This is a genomic window from [Roseibacterium] beibuensis, from assembly GCF_039542305.1.
GTDB lineage: Bacteria > Pseudomonadota > Alphaproteobacteria > Rhodobacterales > Rhodobacteraceae > Roseibacterium > Roseibacterium beibuensis.
Genome location: NZ_BAABHW010000002.1, coordinates 209,021 through 226,753, shown reverse-complemented (window position 1 = coordinate 226,753; position 17,733 = coordinate 209,021). Strand labels below are relative to the sequence as shown.

At 62.4% G+C, this 17,733-nt stretch carries 19 protein-coding genes and 1 tRNA gene; 16 read left to right on the top strand and 4 right to left on the bottom strand.

The features are described from left to right. Window positions 1–2 precede the first annotated feature (2 nt). The 10 genes from ABD923_RS07520 to ABD923_RS07475 all read left to right on the top strand — a co-directional run bounded on the left by ABD923_RS07520 (window position 3) and on the right by ABD923_RS07475 (window position 7,153). Window positions 3–2,243, top strand: a complete 2,241-nt coding sequence (locus ABD923_RS07520; RefSeq protein WP_259550060.1) for a primase-helicase family protein — start codon at window positions 3–5, stop codon at window positions 2,241–2,243. 752 nt (window positions 2,244–2,995) lie between these two features. Continuing rightward, a complete protein-coding gene (locus tag ABD923_RS07515; protein WP_345229451.1) occupies window positions 2,996–3,643 on the top strand; it encodes a hypothetical protein in 648 nt (215 codons plus the stop codon). Beyond that, on the top strand, window positions 3,636–3,920 hold the full coding sequence (locus ABD923_RS07510) for a hypothetical protein (RefSeq protein ID WP_259550058.1): 285 nt from the start codon (window positions 3,636–3,638) through the stop codon (window positions 3,918–3,920). Before ABD923_RS07515 ends, ABD923_RS07510 begins: the two co-directional genes overlap by 8 nt. A 192-nt stretch (window positions 3,921–4,112) precedes the next feature. After that, complete coding sequence (locus tag ABD923_RS07505; protein WP_259550057.1) at window positions 4,113–4,274, top strand: hypothetical protein; 162 nt, start codon at window positions 4,113–4,115, stop codon at window positions 4,272–4,274. 34 nt (window positions 4,275–4,308) lie between these two features. Continuing rightward, window positions 4,309–4,641 (top strand): hypothetical protein, encoded by a 333-nt coding sequence (locus ABD923_RS07500; RefSeq protein ID WP_345229450.1) that lies wholly within the window; start codon window positions 4,309–4,311, stop codon window positions 4,639–4,641. Between the two features lie 184 nt (window positions 4,642–4,825). Next, a complete protein-coding gene (locus ABD923_RS07495; protein ID WP_259550055.1) occupies window positions 4,826–5,488 on the top strand; it encodes a coiled-coil domain-containing protein in 663 nt (220 codons plus the stop codon). After that, window positions 5,485–5,949, top strand: coding sequence for a hypothetical protein (locus ABD923_RS07490; protein ID WP_259550054.1), 465 nt, complete (start codon window positions 5,485–5,487; stop codon window positions 5,947–5,949). The genes ABD923_RS07495 and ABD923_RS07490 overlap by 4 nt, the downstream gene beginning before the upstream one ends. A 194-nt stretch (window positions 5,950–6,143) precedes the next feature. Beyond that, the gene (locus ABD923_RS07485; RefSeq protein ID WP_259550053.1) at window positions 6,144–6,506 is read left to right on the top strand and encodes a hypothetical protein; all 363 of its coding nucleotides are present in this window, start codon (window positions 6,144–6,146) and stop codon (window positions 6,504–6,506) included. Window positions 6,507–6,564: 58 nt separating this feature from the next. Then, on the top strand, window positions 6,565–6,894 hold the full coding sequence (locus tag ABD923_RS07480) for a hypothetical protein (RefSeq protein ID WP_259550052.1): 330 nt from the start codon (window positions 6,565–6,567) through the stop codon (window positions 6,892–6,894). Window positions 6,895–6,922: 28 nt separating this feature from the next. Then, window positions 6,923–7,153 (top strand): hypothetical protein, encoded by a 231-nt coding sequence (locus tag ABD923_RS07475; protein ID WP_259550051.1) that lies wholly within the window; start codon window positions 6,923–6,925, stop codon window positions 7,151–7,153. A 62-nt stretch (window positions 7,154–7,215) separates the two neighbouring features. On the opposite strand, the gene ABD923_RS07470 is transcribed toward ABD923_RS07475, so the two are convergent. Further along, window positions 7,216–7,545: a hypothetical protein gene (locus ABD923_RS07470; RefSeq protein WP_259550050.1), complete on the bottom strand. Its 330-nt coding sequence runs from the start codon at window positions 7,543–7,545 to the stop codon at window positions 7,216–7,218. A 210-nt stretch (window positions 7,546–7,755) separates the two neighbouring features. Between ABD923_RS07470 and ABD923_RS07465 the strand changes: the two genes are divergently transcribed. After that, window positions 7,756–8,289, top strand: coding sequence for a hypothetical protein (locus tag ABD923_RS07465; RefSeq protein ID WP_259550049.1), 534 nt, complete (start codon window positions 7,756–7,758; stop codon window positions 8,287–8,289). A gap of 39 nt (window positions 8,290–8,328) precedes the next feature. On the opposite strand, the gene ABD923_RS07460 is transcribed toward ABD923_RS07465, so the two are convergent. Further along, window positions 8,329–11,268, bottom strand: a complete 2,940-nt coding sequence (locus ABD923_RS07460) for an ATP-dependent helicase (protein ID WP_259550047.1) — start codon at window positions 11,266–11,268, stop codon at window positions 8,329–8,331. 10 nt (window positions 11,269–11,278) lie between these two features. Then, window positions 11,279–12,310 carry a DNA cytosine methyltransferase gene (locus ABD923_RS07455; protein WP_259550046.1) on the bottom strand — a complete coding sequence of 344 codons (1,032 nt, stop codon included), beginning with the start codon at window positions 12,308–12,310 and terminating at the stop codon, window positions 11,279–11,281. Window positions 12,311–12,397: 87 nt separating this feature from the next. Here ABD923_RS07455 and ABD923_RS07450 point away from each other — a divergent pair, with 87 nt between their 5' ends. After that, window positions 12,398–12,817: a very short patch repair endonuclease gene (locus ABD923_RS07450; RefSeq protein ID WP_259550045.1), complete on the top strand. Its 420-nt coding sequence runs from the start codon at window positions 12,398–12,400 to the stop codon at window positions 12,815–12,817. A gap of 108 nt (window positions 12,818–12,925) precedes the next feature. Here ABD923_RS07450 and ABD923_RS07445 read toward each other — a convergent pair. Then, window positions 12,926–12,999, bottom strand: a tRNA-Cys gene (locus tag ABD923_RS07445). A 200-nt stretch (window positions 13,000–13,199) separates the two neighbouring features. Here ABD923_RS07445 and ABD923_RS07440 point away from each other — a divergent pair. The 4 genes from ABD923_RS07440 (at window position 13,200) to ABD923_RS07425 (ending at window position 17,719) form a co-directional block, all read left to right on the top strand. Then, window positions 13,200–13,856 carry a protein-L-isoaspartate O-methyltransferase family protein gene (locus tag ABD923_RS07440; RefSeq protein ID WP_259550044.1) on the top strand — a complete coding sequence of 219 codons (657 nt, stop codon included), beginning with the start codon at window positions 13,200–13,202 and terminating at the stop codon, window positions 13,854–13,856. Window positions 13,857–13,961: 105 nt separating this feature from the next. Further along, on the top strand, window positions 13,962–15,380 hold the full coding sequence (locus ABD923_RS07435) for a TolC family outer membrane protein (protein ID WP_345229449.1): 1,419 nt from the start codon (window positions 13,962–13,964) through the stop codon (window positions 15,378–15,380). A 178-nt stretch (window positions 15,381–15,558) separates the two neighbouring features. Then, on the top strand, window positions 15,559–16,809 hold the full coding sequence (locus ABD923_RS07430) for a hypothetical protein (RefSeq protein ID WP_259550042.1): 1,251 nt from the start codon (window positions 15,559–15,561) through the stop codon (window positions 16,807–16,809). A 52-nt stretch (window positions 16,810–16,861) separates the two neighbouring features. Then, window positions 16,862–17,719, top strand: coding sequence for a rhomboid family intramembrane serine protease (locus tag ABD923_RS07425; RefSeq protein WP_259550041.1), 858 nt, complete (start codon window positions 16,862–16,864; stop codon window positions 17,717–17,719). Window positions 17,720–17,733 lie beyond the last annotated feature (14 nt).

Here is a 17,733-nt window from a genome sequence, read left to right as displayed (position 1 = left end):
CCATGGCGGGACAATCTGAGGCGACCCGGGCGGGCCTGCGCTCGCTGCACGCCGCCTGCCGAGAGACCGACATAGAGCCAGCCTACGTCCTGCTGAGGGGCAAGAACGCCTTCCAGAAGGACTGGCCGAAACTGCGCCCAACGCTAGCCGAGGTCCTGGAGCACCTGGGCCGCTCGGCGGACAACTCGGTCGGCGTGCAGCCCGCATCCCTGGGCTGCGTCGTACTGGACTGCGACCACGGCGACGGGCCGGATGTCGGGGTCGAGTGGGCCGGTGACGCGCACGCCGTCACCACCCCGTCGTCATCTGGCAGCGCCCGCAAAGGCCACGTTTGGGTCCGCTGCGACGCCGCCGACGCCGTGGGCAATTGGAAGTTCCGGGTGGTGGACCCGATCGAGGGCGAGGCGGAGGGCGAGCTCAGGACGCAAGGCGGACAGGTGCGGTTGAACCCGCAGTCGGTCACGCTGCTCGCCCGCGCCGTCGAGGAGGGCAGGATGCGTGACGGTCGCCGCCTGTCCCCGTTGGCCTTCGCGGGCATAAGGACGAGCGGGGGCGCCGCAGCTTCGGACGACGTTGCCCTGGACTGGGACGATGGCGCCGACGTGGAATTCGACGAACTACCTGAGGCCCTGCGTGATCGCCTCGTGGAGCCGGTCGGTCCGGGTGAACGGTCGGAGGCCGTCGCGTCCCTGGTCTGGCAGCTCCTCGCCCGTGGCCTGTCGGCCGCTTCGGCGCTTTCTGTCCTCGCCGAGCACTGCGGCTTCGCCGTCGAGAAGTACGGCGACAGGCTGGAAGCCCAGGTCGAGAAGATCGCCCGAGACTACCTCGCCACCCGCGAGGCCGGGATAGCCAACGACTTCGACGACGTGGTAGAGGCTGGCGACCTGCCGGAGGGTGCGCAGCCCGAAGGCGGCGGGAACCCTATGACCCGCGTCGTGAAGGAGATGAACGAGCGGTTCTGCGCCGTCCTGGACGGCGGACAGTTCCAGGTCTTCATGGAGGAGCCCGACCCGATATTCGAGGGGCGCACCGCCTGGACCAGGCTGAGCCGCGAGGCGTTCCGGCACTACTTCGAGGACGAGACCCTGGCGCAGATCGGCGAGAAGAAGCGGATCAGCAAGGCGGACCTGTGGCTGTCGAGCCCGCATCGACGCAAGTACCCAGGCATCGTGATGGACCCTCAGGGCCTGGCGCACAACAAAGGCAAGCTGAACCTTTGGAAGGGGTGGGCCGTCGAGCCCGCGCCGGGCGACTGGTCGATGATGCGCGAGCTGATCGGAGAGGTTCTCTGCGACGGCGACGCGGCCTCGGAGGAGTACGTCCTCCGCTGGATCGCCTACATGTTACAGAGGCCCTGGGAGACGCCCGAGGTCGCCATCGCGTTCCGCGGCGAGGAGGGCACCGGCAAGGGCACCCTGGGCAGGTCGCTGATGCGCATCGCCGGCCAGCACGGGCTGACGGTCTCGCACCGTTCGCAGTTCGCGGGGCGCTTCAACTCGCACCTACGCAACTGCGTGTTCCTGTTCGCCGACGAGGCGGTCTGGCCCGGCGACAAGGAGGGCGAGGGCGTGCTCAAGCAGCTCGTGACCGAGCCGATCCTGTCCTACGAGGCCAAGGGGCGGGACATCACGCAGGGCAGGAACATGTTCCACATGATGCTGGCCTCCAACGAGGAGTGGATCGTGCCGGCGGGACCCGAGGCGAGGCGCTTCTTCGTGTCGGACGTATCGGACAGACGTCGCCAGGACCACGAGTACTTCGGCAGGCTCGGACGGCAGATGGACCAAGGCGGCCTCGCCGGGATGGCCCATGACCTGCTTGCCATGGACCTGAAGGGGTGGCGCCCGTCGATGGAGATACCGCAGACACGGGCGCTGGCCGACCAGAAGCTGAGGAGCATGAAGCCCGCCGCGCGCTTCTGGTTCGAGCTGCTGGGTTCGGGCGAGCTGCCGGTCGGCTTCGACGCAGATGGTAGAGAGATCGACTGGCGCACGGGCGCCGTGGTGCTCGGCCCACAGGAGAAAGACGCAACCGTCGAGGCCTTTGACGGCTTCCTCCGCCGCAACCAGCTCCGCAGCGAGAGGGCCACGCACAGGGCTCTGGTCAAAGAGGGCAAGCGGCTCGTGGGCCTGACGACAGGCAAACGGGAGGGTGGCTCAGAACGCACCTGGAACCTGCCCGCCCTGGACGATGCCCGGGCCAAGTTCGAGGCACGCTCTGGCGCCTTTGAGCTGTTCGACTAACTGGCGTGGGGACCGCCCACGGTAGCGGTCCCATCTTGCCATCGGGCTTCCTTTTCGGTGTGTTTGACCTGAACGAGCACCTGACTTCACGCCTGTGTGAGGTCTCAGAGCTGCCCCTCAGGACGCTTAGGACGCTTGCATAATATAAGCGTCCTGGCCTAAGCGCATGTTTCGGAAGCGAAAAAGACGCTAGGGCGCTATGACGCATAGGTTCTGGTTTCGTGGCTTTTTGCGTCTCGCTCTGGTCGCTCCCTTCGCCGAATTCGGTGCGGCTTGCCTGGTCGTTCAGAAAGCCGAAATGCAATATTAAGTGTCCTAAGTGTCTTAGTGTCATTTAGGTAATAAAAACAATAAGATACTGAAGGACGCTTTCAGGACGCTATGACACTTAGGCCGAACGGGGGCCAGGCCCCCTCTGTGTCCCGACCTCACGCCAGTGAGAGGTAGGCTCGCTCACATGTGTATTCGCTGGCGTACGACGCCGACGGGACGTGGCATCCTGACCTCGAACAGTGAGGAGCGAGCCGCCCGGAAAAACCTCGACGCCCGCCCGCCTGCCCACCAAAGGGCGCCCCTCCGATACACGATCAGGGGGCCTCGCGAAAGGAAGGGCAATCGAGTCAGGGGCTTGCCCGGGCGACGCCCCTCCAAGCACAGCCACGAGCACCGCGGATGCCGCACACGGCGGCCCCCTCGGCCCCCGAGATGGCGTGAAGCGAGGAGCTCGATCAGGTCGAATAGGAGTAACCAGCGTGAGCATCATGCGGATGAACAGGATCAGGCCGGCGCCCGATCCACACAGGCCGAGCCAACTGGCCCCGGTCGTGGCCCAGGTGTACGGCGAGAAGGGCGACGAGTTCCTCGGCTACCTGAGGCAGTTCGGGCACGTCACCTACGCCGCCAACATGACTGGCCTCACCCGGCGCACCTTCTACGACCGCCGGGCCAAGAACCCCGACTTCGCGGAGGCGTGGGACGACGCGGTGACCGCCTTCGAGGAGGAGCTCACCCAGCGCGTGGTCCAGACGGCCCTGGAGATGGGCACGGGCAGGTGGGTGCCGGTGATCGACCCGAAGACCGGCAGGCCCGAGCTGGATGACGACTTCGAGGTGGTCCACCGCTTCGAGACCAGCCACGTGGACCCACGGGTGCTTACGAAGCTGCTGGCCCTCCGCATGAGCTCCGCGGACGGCCCGGCCCAGACCAACGTCCAGATCAACAACCAGACGAACGTGCACAACGAGCTTCCGACCCGGAAGCCCAAGCTCGTCGGCGGCACCACCGGGTCCATACGGAGACCCCTGGGCAATCCCGAGGCTCCGGGTGCACATCCGGGCGTCGATGACGCCGAGGTGATCCAGGGGACGACACACGAGCCCGACGGAGACGACGATGCCTGATCCCTATCCACACGTGACCCTGGTGTCGCCGGGCGGCGTGCTCACGAAGCCATTCGCGGACGGCTCGCACCTCACGATGCGCGTCACCCTCGGCTACCTGTTCGGCGAGGAGGGCGTCCTGACCGAGATGCGTGAAAGGCGTGAGCCGGTGCCCTGGGAAAACGTGGAGGCCAGAGATACGGCCCTGGCGTCCATCCGAACGCGCATCGACCTCGAGGACGAAGTCAGGGCCGACCTGCTGGAGTGGGTCGGTGCCTCCCCGTTCTACGAGGACTGACGGGTGCCCGAAGCGGTCCAGCCCTGTGCCCGGCACTGTGCTCGTCCTGGTCGAACTGTCCTAAGCACCTGATCCGGCTGGGTCCGTCGCTTCCGGTCCCCCTGATCGTCAGTCAGGCGCGCGCCCTCACTGGCTTACGCGGAGCAGCCCGCGCGGCATCGTGCGTCGTAAACCCTCACGAGGAGACCGACGATGGACCAGACGCCGACCAGGATCATCACGCGCGAGAAGCAACAGCTCGCCGAGATGGAACGCAAGTTCGCCGAGGTGAAGCTACAACAAGAGGAACGTTTCGACCTCATGGAAAGGAAGCGCGCCCGCCTCGCTGAGATGGGCGTAGTGCTAGATGACTGAGCCGACCGAGGCGAGGCCGGTCCCGCCGCTGCCGGTGATACGGTACGCCGCCACCCAGCAGGAGGCCGAGGCCCTGGTCGAGGAGGCCGTGGCCGACTGGCCGCCGCTCCCCGGCCTGACCATGCGCGCCAACGCGGTGCGCCTCCTCGCCTCGATGTACCACGTCCACGGCTCGACGCGCTTCCCCCGCGGATGGGTCCGCCCCGCCATGCAGGCGTTCATCGCGGCGGGGGTGGATTGTCCGAACGCACGATGCTGGCGCTCCTATCGCTCCGACGTCCAGGACAACCCCGGCAGCTTCCTGTCCACGAAGGGCACCCCGACCCACCTGCTGCGGCAGATGGAGCTGGACCTCCTGGCCGAGTGACGCGCCAACAATCGACGCCCGAGACGCACACGCTGGTCCCCCACGCCGAGCCGACGCGACAGTGTGTGACGGTGCCGAGGTTCATGTCAGCCCTCCTTCCCGGCACGCGGACGGCGCGGTCCCGACTCCTTCTCCGGGGTCGTGCCGTCCGCCCCCCGACACGAGCCGAGAGGAACCCGACTGGATGAAAAACAGACAGGAAATTGAGACCCGCATCGCCGAGCTGCGCGACGAACGCGCCCGCCTGACCGACGAGCTGGACAGGGCGCGCGACGAGGCAAAGCAGGCCATCATCGAAGGCAGGAAGCCCGGCGGGACCGCCGCCGCTCTGGCCGAGCGCATCGCCATCGTGGACGAGGCCCTGGCCGAGCTCCAGGAACGGCGGGGCGCGGCGGCCGCGAGCGCGGAACGCCGTCAGCGGACTGTGCGGGCCGAGAACGCCCTCCAGACCACCGCCGAGCGGGCGAAGCTGGCCAAGGCAGTTGACGACGCGCTCTCCGAGCTGGCCGCCGCTTGGCCCGCCTACGTGGACGCACTGCGTAGGGACCTCGGAGCGACCTCCGCCGCCGGCGGCGACCTGACCGCAGTCGAGCGGTCGCTGACCAACAACCGCGCCGCCGAGCCCCTCGTCAAGGCGCTGATCCATGCCGGCGAGCTGACCATGACGCGGGCCCTCGGGATCGAGACCCCGATCCGGCCCCGCCACGCGATCAGCCTGGCAGCCGCCGAGGAGCGGGTCGCGGAGAGCCTGCGAACCGAGCTCCTGCGTGTCCGTGCCGAGAGCCCGCAACCGAACGTGGCCCGCGAGGCCAGACAGGAACTGGAACAGATGGAGAGAGCGAGATGAGCGCCAAGGATGGCCAGCGACACGCCGCGGAACTGAGGCGGCTGCAGGACCGCAAGAAGGAACTGGAGGACGCCCTCGGTCGCCTGGCGCGCGACGAGTCCGACGCCGAGGAAGTGTTGGAGCTCGCCAAGGAGGTCGAGCTCCTAGAGGAACAGGTCGCGACAGCGCGCGCGGCCGTGCAATCACAGGAGAACGACATGACCAAGAAAGAACCGGCCAACCCGCCCGTCGACGTGCGGAAGGCCGCAGCGGCGAACCGCCAGGCAGCCGAGCGGCAGCTCGACGAGCTGGCCAAGAGCATCCAGCAGCCCGGCGAGACCTTCGAGAAGGCCTACTCGCGGGCGCTCGACACCGACATGGGCCGATCGCTCATGATGACCCGCGACGACGCGCAGGAGCTGGAACGCGGCGGCGTGACCTCGATGCACCTCGCCGACGCCCGCAAGAGCCTGGCCCGATGACAGCCTGAACGACCGGGATCCGAGAAGGCCTGTGTCTCCATCCGAGACGCGGGCCTGCCCTTTTTGCGGTGTGTCTTCCGGGCCACACCATTATTTGCGCCTCCCCCTTCAAACGTTGGGTTACTCGCCCGAAGCCGTCTGCGATTCTCCTCCCACGGTCGCTGAGACCAGTTTCATCGAGAAGGAGTGCCGACATGGCCAAGACAAGACTGAAGATCGACGGCGAGACCACCGCGGACGGCGCCGAGGTCGTCGAACGCTACCGCGCCCTTAAAAAAGACGACCGGGTGGAAGTCCGCATTCGCCTGCCGCGTTCCGCCCTGAAAAACGCCGCCACCGCCCGCCTGCGCGAATACGTCAACATGCCCGAGGGCGACCTCGCCCTGGTCGGCGCGGTCCCGTTCCTGATGCGGGACTACGGCCATTGGTACGACGGCGAGCTGGTCGGCGACGCGCTGGTGACGGCCTACGGCGGCCGGAGCCGCGACGAGCTGAAGGCAGCTCGTGCGCAGGTCATGGATTGGTTCGACGCAGAGATCAGGGTCGCGAACTGCTGACCGCCAATCCGCCCACATTGCGAACCCCCGTAGGGGCAAATCGATCAAGGAGACACTGATGAAGATCGAGAACTTTCAAGTCGCGGACAACCCCAGCTCCGCTCTAGTCCAGTTCACCTACAGCGTACCGAGGCACGAACTGGCCCTGCCTGCAGAAGAAGAAGACGGGATCATCGAGGACGTCTACCTCTCGGAGATGCTGCACCACATCCTCCTGAACCACGGCCACCGCCTTCGTAGCGCAATCTTCGATCCGCTCATGGAGGGGATGCTCGTTTCCGGCGAGGACGTGATCGACCCTGCACTGGTGGAGGAGCTACGCGTCGACTTCGACTGTGCCCTGCGCGCCCGGTTGTGGGCTGGCTCGACGCCGAAGTCAGGCTCGTGAACTTTTGAAACCAACGAAAGGGAAAATCGTGAGAACAGATAACCTGTATGAAATCGCTGCCCTCATCATCAATCACAACCCGAAAGTAACCAGTGTACAACTTGCCTCCGTGCTGAACTGCTCCGAGAAAACCGCAGCAACCCTACGCAGCCTTTGGCGGCGCGCTGATGGTGATTGGAGAAAAATGCAAGAAATGAAAAACACGGCAAGTCGTGATTGCAAAGCAATAGCCCGAGCAAAGCTGAAGAGGGCGGCCTGATTGGTCAAGGCTCGATCCACGCAGAGCCGGACGCCACGCCCGGCGCTGCTACAAGGTCTATTCTAATCTCTCACTGCCCCTGCGACGCGCGTCGCAAAGTATTGTTGATTGGGAAGATCTGAATGTTCGATATCACACTCCGAACTCATAAAACTGCAAAGTGTCTCATATGCTTCTTTTGAAGCGATCATTACTTCGGGCAAGGTAGCATCCGTATTTAACTTAGGCCCTTTCTCAAAGCCCTCCGCACTGACTGAGCAAACCTCTGCGGTCCGGCCATGATCCCTGAGACATTGCGCTGTCAAATCCAGATGCATCAGATCAATGGTGTATTCCTTGCGATCTCGAAAATTTGAAACTTTGAGTGGGAAAGGAATGATTACCGCAGTCATGTGACGGCTCCTAATTCGAGTTGTTTTTCTGGATTGTGAAGCTGTTGAAGTTTCGGGGAAACCTTCGAAGCGCAGAGTGTTTGCCGGATTGCCGGACGGTAGCTTCGGCTCCATCCCAGTTCCGAAGCAATATGTGAGCGCCCAGCGGGGCTCGCGGGCTCCTCGCTTCGCGACATGGTGGACCCATCAACGCTGAGAAGGAGACCAGCCATGAGCAAGACCACCTACGTCGCCATCGCCCCTGACGGCTCACAGCACACCCGCAAGACCGACCGGACCTACACCCACGCCGTTCTGCTCGAAGGCAAGGAGGGATGGGGTGCGGTCGGCTTCTGCGGTCGTCCCGACCTAGCCGAGAAGAAGCGCGGAGAGCACCCCGGATCGATCGTGGTCGAGTGCGATGTCCTCGGTGACCGCGCGGCTGACATGCCCGCGCCTGAGGCCGCCGAGAACGCCGAGCCGACTGTGCCGGTCGCCAACGACGCGCCCGAGTGCGAGCAGACTGTGGACGAGAAGATCGCAGCGGCCACGGTGCACGGCCCTAAGCCGAAACGGACCATCGGCTCACTGGTGCAAGAGTTGCTGATGGACCCTGACCTCCGTTACCTTGCAATCGTGGATCGGGTCGTGGCCGAATTCCCCGACGCAAAGACTTCCGTCCGCTCGGTCGCGTCGATCGCCGCGGTCCTTCGCAAGAACGGTATCGATGTCCCGATGCGACGGCGCAATAATGTACAACGATAATCCGATACTTGGTCTGAGAGTCTCGCGGGTGCTACGTCCTCACAACCCCGCGAAATTCTCATCGAAATCGTCGAAGCATGAGGCGACCTTCTGACCAGGCCGTCCTGGGGTGTGGAGCGCAGGTGGCGCGGTACGACCCGAAAAATTCTGAGGCTCCATCGGGCATATCTTCTTGAAATCACATGCGGAACACTTCTGTTGAGACGGGCGCATCGGAAAGTCCTGAGATACGATCCCTTCAACTGCCCACTCAATATTAGCAATTGCCGCGTCCAGCGCCGCGTTTGTGATTGGCACCTCAACCCGCTGACCATCCTTCAGCAGATGTACAAATCCCGCTTCGGTTACGTTTCCAAGTATATCGACCGCTGCTTTTGCGTAGAGTTGAACCTGCAGGGACAGCTCAGTCCACTCCAAGTCGGAATTGGCCGCTGGGTCGTCTCCGCCCTCCATAGTCTTGAAGTCCACGACACACGCATCAATCACGTTTCCCTGATCGTCTTCCTCTATCATCAGGTCAATTGCACCCGATACGACAGTCCCTTCGGCGGGAATCTCAAAGCGTGCTTCAAGCTGCCTGCTTTGCGCAAAGTCCGACGCAAACCTTTCCACATAGTCTTTTACCAAGCCCGTCGCTCTGTCCTTGGCGCGTTCGTAAGGTCCTGGATTTGTGCTCGGATTGCGGCTTGGAAGCACATGCTTCAAGTTGAAGTTGGCTTCAGCAATCCTCTCAGCATCGGCAATTGTAGGAGTTGTGTGTGAAAACTCTTGATGAAGCTTCCCGATAGACGCGTGGACAGTTGAACCAAACCCAAACAAGTCGGGAATGGCGGGGCTGAAACCGAAAATCTTCCTGATCTGGTAGTCCTTTGGGCAGCGTAGATAGTATTTGACGTCCGAGAAACTGGTTGGAAAGTTGATTGCCTCAATGCGCTGCTGCGGTTGTTCATTCCCGCTGGAAACTGGAGGGGTACTTGCGTCGGTTGAGATTGCGGGATCGTTAAGATGTCCTGCGAAGGGTGAAACTCGCATGGCGCGGCGTCCTCCAGGCACCTGTGCTGAACCCGTCACATAAAGATATCGCTCAGCTCTCGTCAGCGCAGTATAAAACAGTCTGGCTTCCTCATCGCGTGTCGATTGATATGCCCCTCTATCGAGCGAGGTCTGCAACAGCGGTTCAGGAATCCATCCTGAATAACGGCTTCGGTTCTTAGGGAATCTTTGTGCTTCCACATCCACGACGAAGACAACTGGGAACTCTAGTCCCTTCATCTTGTGCACAGTTGACACAGTGACGGCATTCGGCCGATTGAGAATTTCACTTGAACTCGTATCGTAACCTTTCTCTGCAACAACAGAAAGGAAATTCAGGATACTGTTGAAGCGCCCAGTACTATCAACACTTGGAAATACAGCCTCTACGTCTTGAATTATACGGCTAAAAACACCAAGGTCCTGTACAACTGCATCATCGAAATTCGATTGCGCTAGCCCAAACGCCTCAAGGAGGTCAAATACGAAATTCTGTGGATACACCCGCCGCCTGGGTTGACCGGGAGTGACCGGCGCATGAATCATCCGGCCCCAACTTGCGAACACTGAGGCGAGCTTAGAAAAGTCGGAGTGGGGAAACGCAGGCTGGACCTCAGACGTGAAGAAAGCCGATAGAGTCGATCGATCTGGTGTCCCGCTGCGCAAAAGCTCAAACGAGCTTCTCATTGCTGCGACCTGAGGTCGATCGAATAGGCTACCTCCGGCCTCCAAGCTGAACGGGATTCCGCGCGCCGACAGTTCGCTTGAGTATGCCACATGACGCGGTGGATGATCGTTTGGTTCTGGTTGGCGGGTGGACCTCATAAGGATCGCGAAGTCCGAAGGAGCTAAACCGCGTATGCGCCCACTGTCTTCAACGTACCGGGTTCCGATCAGTGTTTCGATCGTCTGTGCGACCCAACTGGCTTCGTCCGCGCGATCATCGAACCAGAGGTTGCGAAACTCTCCCGGTTCGCTTGATGGGACAGCGGATGGGTTCTTCACGATCCTGTTGGCACCTAGTTCAGCGTGCGCCATTGCATCCGCGCTCCTGACAATAAGCTCAGTGCTACGGTAATTTGTGCCGATTGTGTGGGCGCTCGCGCCTGGGAATCTCGACTGGAATGTCTGGATTCGAGTAACGTCGGCGCCCCGCCAGCCATAGATCGATTGATCGTCGTCGCCCACGACCAAGAGCGAGTCACCTCCGGAATGCAGTTGCCTAATTAATTCGTCTTGGATTGGATTAATATCTTGATACTCATCCACCAAGAGATGTTGTACCTTGGAGACGACATGGGTTGCATTGCCCGCCTGCATGGCTTCAACCGCAAGCCGCTGCATGAATGAAAAGTCCAGAAACTCTCGTTGCAGAAGAAGGTCATTGAGGGCCGCAATGAAATTGCCAAGTTCGGCATCATGCGCTGCCACAGCTGCCTGCGAAAGCAACTCCTCATTGTAGAGGTTCCAGGTCTGCGCGGCGCCCGCAATTGTCTCAAAATAGGCATTACCCCGCGCGCGACTTCTCAGTCGATGCAAGTCCAAAGCCGGATAGTTTTCGATGAGGAATAGCTTTAGTCTATTCTCGTCGAGCACCTCAAATTGCCTGTATCGTGCGTCAATATCACCCAAGATGTACTGACAAAATGAGTGGATGGTGCCGATGAACATCCTGCCGAGGAAATTAGGATCGAGACCACTCGCCGCAAGCGCCTGAGATACCCTTAGCTTGATTGAGTCGGCAGCCTTTTCGGTAAAGGTGAATGCGACGATACTCTCCGGATTTGCACCACGATCAGCGATCAGCCATGCAATTCGATACGCTAGCGTCCTTGACTTCCCTGAACCAGCGCACGCCAAGGTAAGCACTTCACCAGCTGGGTCAGTGGCCGCTGCGAATTGCTCCTGGTTCAAATTCGCATGCAGGATTGAATCAATGTTTGGCATGTTCCACCAGTTATTGGGTTTGGAGGTTGTCCAGGCAGTTCGCAATTTCCCGTGCGTGATGTTCTGCGAACTTGGGCGGGAAAGCATTGCCAATCATCTGTGCGGCAGGGTATCTTCCTCGCTCCAAGCTGAAGTGATATCCACGCGGGAATCCCTGAAGCAAAGCTGCCTCACGAAGCGTGATGGGCCTGTCCTGTTCCGGATGAAGGAAACGCCCCTTGGACGGATTGATGCACCCGCCTGTGATTGTAGGGCTTTGGGTTGCCCAACTCATTCGCCCGTAAACATCTTTGAAACCATCTACTTTGGCGTGGCAATCGAGCCTAAGGTCTTTGGGCAAAGCGGCACGGCTGCCGCCATCAACCGGTATGGCCGCAATAATCTGCTCGACGCGTTGAGAGCGCTTTACCGTATAGTCGTGGAGCGGATCACTGCCGTGCCCGGGCTGAGGCATTTTCCCAATTGTTTGCCGGACAGTTCGTCGACGGCTTTTCGCTTTTGCAAAAACAGGCTCAGTGCCTCGTAGCGCAATGAGCACCATCCGGCGGCGGCGTTGAGGGACACCGAAGTCTCTTGCGTTCAGAACTCTTGCTTCGGACTCATAGCCTGCACATCTCAAGTGCTCTTGTACTGAAGCGAGACGGGCGTCGCCGTATAGCCCGGGGACGTTCTCCATCATCACCGCCTTCGGTTCTAGCTCTCTGACAAATCGTAGAAAATCAAAGATAAGCTCGTTTTGGGGGTCATCGATCCCAACTTTTCCGTTCAACGTTCTGAGCGTGGAAAAGCCCTGACAGGGCGGGCAGCCGGCAAGCAGGTCTAGCTCGCCAACCTCGAAACGCGCAGTTCTGGCCAGCGTAGCTGGCTCAATGGTCTTGATATCTCCTTCAAGGAGTCTGACACGTGGATGGTTCTTTCGATAGGTTGATGCTGCGAGAGCATCTGCCTCAACGGCACCGACAACTGAGAAGCCGGCTCGCTTCAAGCCGACGGTTAGTCCGCCTGATCCTGCAAATAGGTCAACGGCTAATTTCTTACTCATTGGGCAAACAGCACTCGATCGATCCTCGCTAGATTTATGCCACACGTATAGGCAGTCTACAAGGTATTGAGAAATGGGATTGCTAGGATGACTGATCATGTAGATCAAGCAACACGCAGTAGAATGATGGCGAAGGTCCGGAGCCAGAACACCAAGCCCGAGTTGGCAGTCCGCCGTTACCTGCATGCCCGAGGATTGCGCTTCCGGCTCCACCGCAGGGACCTGCCCGGAAAGCCGGACATGGTTTTTCCCTCCCGCCGCGTCGCAGTCTTCGTCCACGGTTGTTTCTGGCACCAGCACCCTGGATGCAGGCGGGCCAAGCTGCCGCAAACGCGGGCAGACTTCTGGCGAGAGAAGCTTGAGGCGAATGTCCGGAGGGACGCGGCCGCGCTGGCGGCACTTGAGATTTTGGGCTGGACCGCACTGGTTGTGTGGGAGTGTGAGATCGAAGGTGATGCGCTGGAAGAACTTTATCAGCGTATACAGGGGTCTTCGATCCACAAGTGACGGGCAGCGCCTGGAACAGTTTTTCGCCCCAAAACTGTGTCTATACTGTTCTCGGTAGTGGTGCCCAAGACGGATTTTCTGTAACGTATTGTTTTATATAAGGAATTTTGGAGGCGAGTACCGGAATCGAACCGGTGTACACGGATTTGCAATCCGCTGCGTCACCACTCCGCCAACTCGCCGCCGTGGTGTGATCGGTCAGGTAGCCCATCGTTGGGTCCAGCGCAAGATGCCTTGCATGGAGCGCTCGTGGCGACCGGCTATGGACGTCACGCCACATGTGGCGCGAAACCACCTTCCTCGGGCATCCGCGTGGTTGCGCGGCCCTGCGGCCTGTGCGAAGACACGTGACAACGCTAACTAGACGACGCGGTTCAGCTACATGACGGATTTCGCTTCCCGTCGCGTTACCATGGTGGACACGCAGGTGCGCCCCTCGGACGTGACCAAGTTTACCATCATCGATGCGATGCTCGAGGTTCCGCGCGAGGAATTCGTGCCGGATACCAAGCGCGAGCTGGCTTACGTTGGCGGCCCGATCGAGATCGCGCCGCACCGTCAGCTTCTCGACGCGCGCTCCACGGCCAAGATGCTCGATGCGCTGGAACTCGAACCCACGGACGTGGTGCTCGAAATCGGCTCGGGCCTTGGCTACATCACGGCGCTTCTGGCCCGCATGACCGAAGCGGTCGTGGCGCTGGAGGAAGACGGCGAACTTGCCGCCGAGGCCGAGGCGACGCTTGGCGCCCAAGGCGTCGTGAATGCCGCCGTCATCACCGGGCCGCTGCCCGAGGGCGCGGCAAAGCACGGCCCCTTCGACGCCATCGTGATCTCGGGCGGTGTCGAGGAGATCCCGACGTCGCTTTACGATCAGCTCAAGCCGGGCGGTCAGATCATCGCGATCTTCATGGAAGGTGCCTTGGGTGAGGTCCGTATGGGCTTCAAATCGCCCGAGGGCCATGTCAGCTGGCGGATGGAATTCAACGCGACGGCCGAGGTTTTGCCGGGCTTTGCCCGCGCCCCGAGCTTCGTGTTCTGAACAGCGCTCGGGCGACGGAAACCGGCGCCCGCTGCGTGCAAACCAAAGCGAAACCGGGCAGGCCGGAGCGGTCTTCGGATGCCCAGCACAGGGTGGTATGAGCGCATGCAGTTTCCGATGAAGCCGACCTTCCAAAGGATCAGGGCAGGGCTGCGCCTGACTTTGGCAGCGGGCGCGTTGGCCCTGGGTGGGATGGCAATGCCCGCCTCGGCGGATTCACTCCGGCAGGCCATGGTCGATGCCTATGCCAATTCCTTCCTTCTGGAGCAGAACCGCTACCTTCTTCGGATCGACGATGAGGGCGTGGCGCAGGCCATGGCGGCCCTGCGCCCGGTGCTGAGTTTCGTGGCCTCCATGGACCGGGACCTTGTTGCGGATACCACCACATCGACGGCCTCGCTGGTCGCGGAATGGGTGATCTACCAGGGTGGCGGCCGACGTGCCGCGATCGAAGGCGCGCGCGAGACCTTGCTGGCCGCCCGTCAGGAGCTTGTCGCGCTCGAGCAGCAGGTGCTGCTCGATGCAGTCACGGCCTACATGAATGTCTGGCGCGATATCCAGGTGGTCAACGTGCGCGAACGCAACGTGCGCGTGATCACCCAGCAATTGCGCGCCGCGCGCGACCGGTTCGAGGTGGGCGAAGACACGCGCACCGACGTGGCCCAGGCCGAAGCGGCACTGGCGCAAGCGCGCTCGGAACTGGCCGCTGCGCAGGGGACGCTGGAGATCAGCCGCGAACTCTTCAATCTCGCCATCGGGCGTTATCCGAGCGGTCTGTCGGGGCCTGGGTCGATTCCGGGCCTGCCGCGGACCGAGGCCGAGGCCGAGGCGCTGGCCCGTCAGAGCCACCCCAACGTGCTTGCGCTTCAGCACGAGGTGACCGCCGCAGAACTCGCCGTGGCCGAGGCACGGTCCGCCTACCTGCCGAGCGTTACGTTGGATGGCCGGTATTCCTACACCGATGTCGACCCTGCGCCTCTCACCGGCAATCCGGGGGAGGGGGCCTCCATCGGCATCACCCTGACCCAACCGATCTACCGGGGCGGGCAGCTTGCCTCGTTCGAGCGTCAGGCGTTGGCGCAGGCCGCCGCCGTGCGCGCGGGCCTCAACCAGCAGGTACTGGTCAACGTGCAGCAGGTCGGCAATGCCTGGGCGCAGATGCGTATCGCCAACGCCCAGATCCAGGCCGCGGATCAGCAGATCACGGCCGCTGAACTGGCGTTCGAGGGCGTGCAGGAAGAGGCATCGCTGGGCGCGCGCACCACGCTCGACGTGCTCGATGCCGAACAGGACGTGCTCGATGCCCGGATCGCGCGCATCCAGGCGCAGGCCGATCTTTACGTCGCCTCCTATTCCCTGCTGGCCGCGTCCGGCCTTTTGACCGTGGAGCATCTGGGCCTTCAGGTGCCCGAATACGATCCGGCGGCCTATGCCGAGCTCTTCGGCCGTGCCCCCGCCCGCTTTGCCTCGCCGCAGGGCGCGCAACTGGACAGCGTGTTGCAGCGGGTCGGCCGCTCGGATTGAATCCACGTGAAGCGGAGCGTTTAAGCCGCTCAAAACCTTTGAATTTAGCTATCCGTTGTGCGGATGGCCTCTTGCCTGTATCCTGCTGCGAAAGCCTCGGCGACACGGCCCGAAGAAACGGGCGGTTGCGCAAAGGGGCGCCGCGTCCGTGCGCGGCCACGGTTGAGGAGTGAGCAAGATGTCAAAGACCGCCAAGAGTTCCGACGAGATCGAGGACGTCCTGTCCTCTATCCGGCGTCTTGTCTCGGATCACCACGCCTCGGCGGTTCCCAAAGCGCAGCCGGGCCCTGCAGAGGTGGCCCGGGGCGACACTGATAAACTGGTACTGACGCCCGCGCTGCGCGTGACCGACCCGGATGATCCCTGGGCGCCTGTCCCTGTGCGCGATGATCCCGAGGCGGAGTTGTCCGAAGCCGAGGATGCAGCTTGTTCAGATGCGGAAGGCGGCCCCCTGTCCGAGGCAGATGAAGGGCAGGGCGACTGGCATCCGGATGACCGCCTGTCCGAGTTTGCCTCGGTCGGGTCCGAGGGCGATCACGATCAGGCCCCCAACGCCGAAGCGCCCTCGATGGCGACCGACCCGGAAGGGATCGCGGCCGGGCTGGAGTTCGACCCGACGAAGGATATGGACCTAATTGACGGCGCCCCCCCGGCAGAGGCGCAGGACAATGCACCGACCGACGAGCCGGTAACTGTCGATCAGGCCGTCGCCGAGCTTTTGGGCGAAACGCTGTCGGATGCCCCCGCCGAGTTCGAGCCCGAGACCGGGGATGTCGATTGGCCCGGCAGCAACGCCGACCGGGCCCTGCGCGAGCTTGCCACTGTCCGCGGTGTGCACCCCGTCGACCCGCCCGAGGCGGACTCTGCGCCCGAAGGCGAGGAAGGATCGAACATGACAGACCACGGGCCGACAGGCGACCCGGAGAACGCGGATTTCACACCGATCTTTTCGCGGCGGCCAGATGCCGAAACGCGGCACCACTCCGACGCCGAGGGCGCGGGAAAGGGCGACACCCCCATCGAAGCCGAAGTCGTGGAATTCGATCGGGCGGCCGACACGTCGGTCCCCGGGCCAAGGCCGGAACCGGGTTCGAAGGTCGAGGACGCCGCCGCCGACATAGAACACGGTCGCGACATGCGCCCCGGTGACCCCGAGGCCGGGCGTGCCATGCACTGGAAAACGGGGCCTGCCAATCGCGGCGACATGGCGCCCGATGAAGCCGATTACGAGGATCTGGGCGATGATCGCCCCTTCTCCTTCCCGGAGGATGAAACCGGAATTCTTGACGAGGAAACGCTTCGGGAAATCGTGGCCGAGGTGGTGCGCGAGGAGTTGCAGGGGGCGTTGGGGCAGCGCATCACGCGCAACGTCCGCAAGATGGTCCGGCGCGAAATCCGTCTGATGCTGGCGGCCGACGACCTCGACTGAGCGCGCTCACGCGCTTGACCTCTGCGCTTCGGCCCCCAAGTGTCGGACAGGCATGTTTCCGTTTCGCGATCATAACCCGTCCGACCGCACGCCCTATGTCACCTGGGCGCTGATCGCGGCGAATGTCGTCATTTTCCTCAGTTACTTCCCGTCGCTTTCGGGCAGCGAGGCGATGCTGGGCGCTTTCTTCGACCAATGGGCGCTGGTCCCGCGCGAGGTTCTTTCGGGTTTCGATCAGCACACGGTCCTGACCTCGATGTTCCTGCACGGCGGCTGGATGCACCTGCTGGGCAACATGCTGTTCCTCTACATCTTCGGCGACAACCTCGAGGATCTGCTTGGCCATCTCGGCTTCCTGGCCTTCTACCTCGCCTCGGGCGTTGCGGCAGCCGGTGGCCAGATCCTTGCCGACCCCACGTCGTCCATCCCGATGGTGGGCGCCTCCGGGGCCATCGCGGGGGTGATGGGGGGCTACCTGCTGCTGTTTCCACGCGCGCGTATCGACGTTCTGGTCATCATTGTCGTTATCTTCAAGGTGTTCACCATCCCCGCCTGGCTGATGCTGGGCATCTGGTTCGGGCTGCAACTGGTGAACGGCCTGGCGATGGATGTCGCGGGCGGCGGGGTTGCCTATTGGGCCCATGCGGGCGGCTTCATCGCGGGGCTCGTGCTGGTTCTGCCGGCCTGGCTGAAACGCGGGGGGCCTGAGTGGTGGTCGCGAACCCACGGCAAACCCCCGCATGAAGAGGTCAACTACGTGCTCGACCGTGACCGGCGCAGTCCCATTCCGAGGGTGCGCCGCGTCTCAACCCCGCGCGATGCGAAGGCGCCGCTGGCCGACCTCGGACGCATCCCGCGCTCGGGCACACGGCGCACGCCACGCTCGCCCTGGTCGGGCGGCAGAGATTGACGTCGCATTCCTGT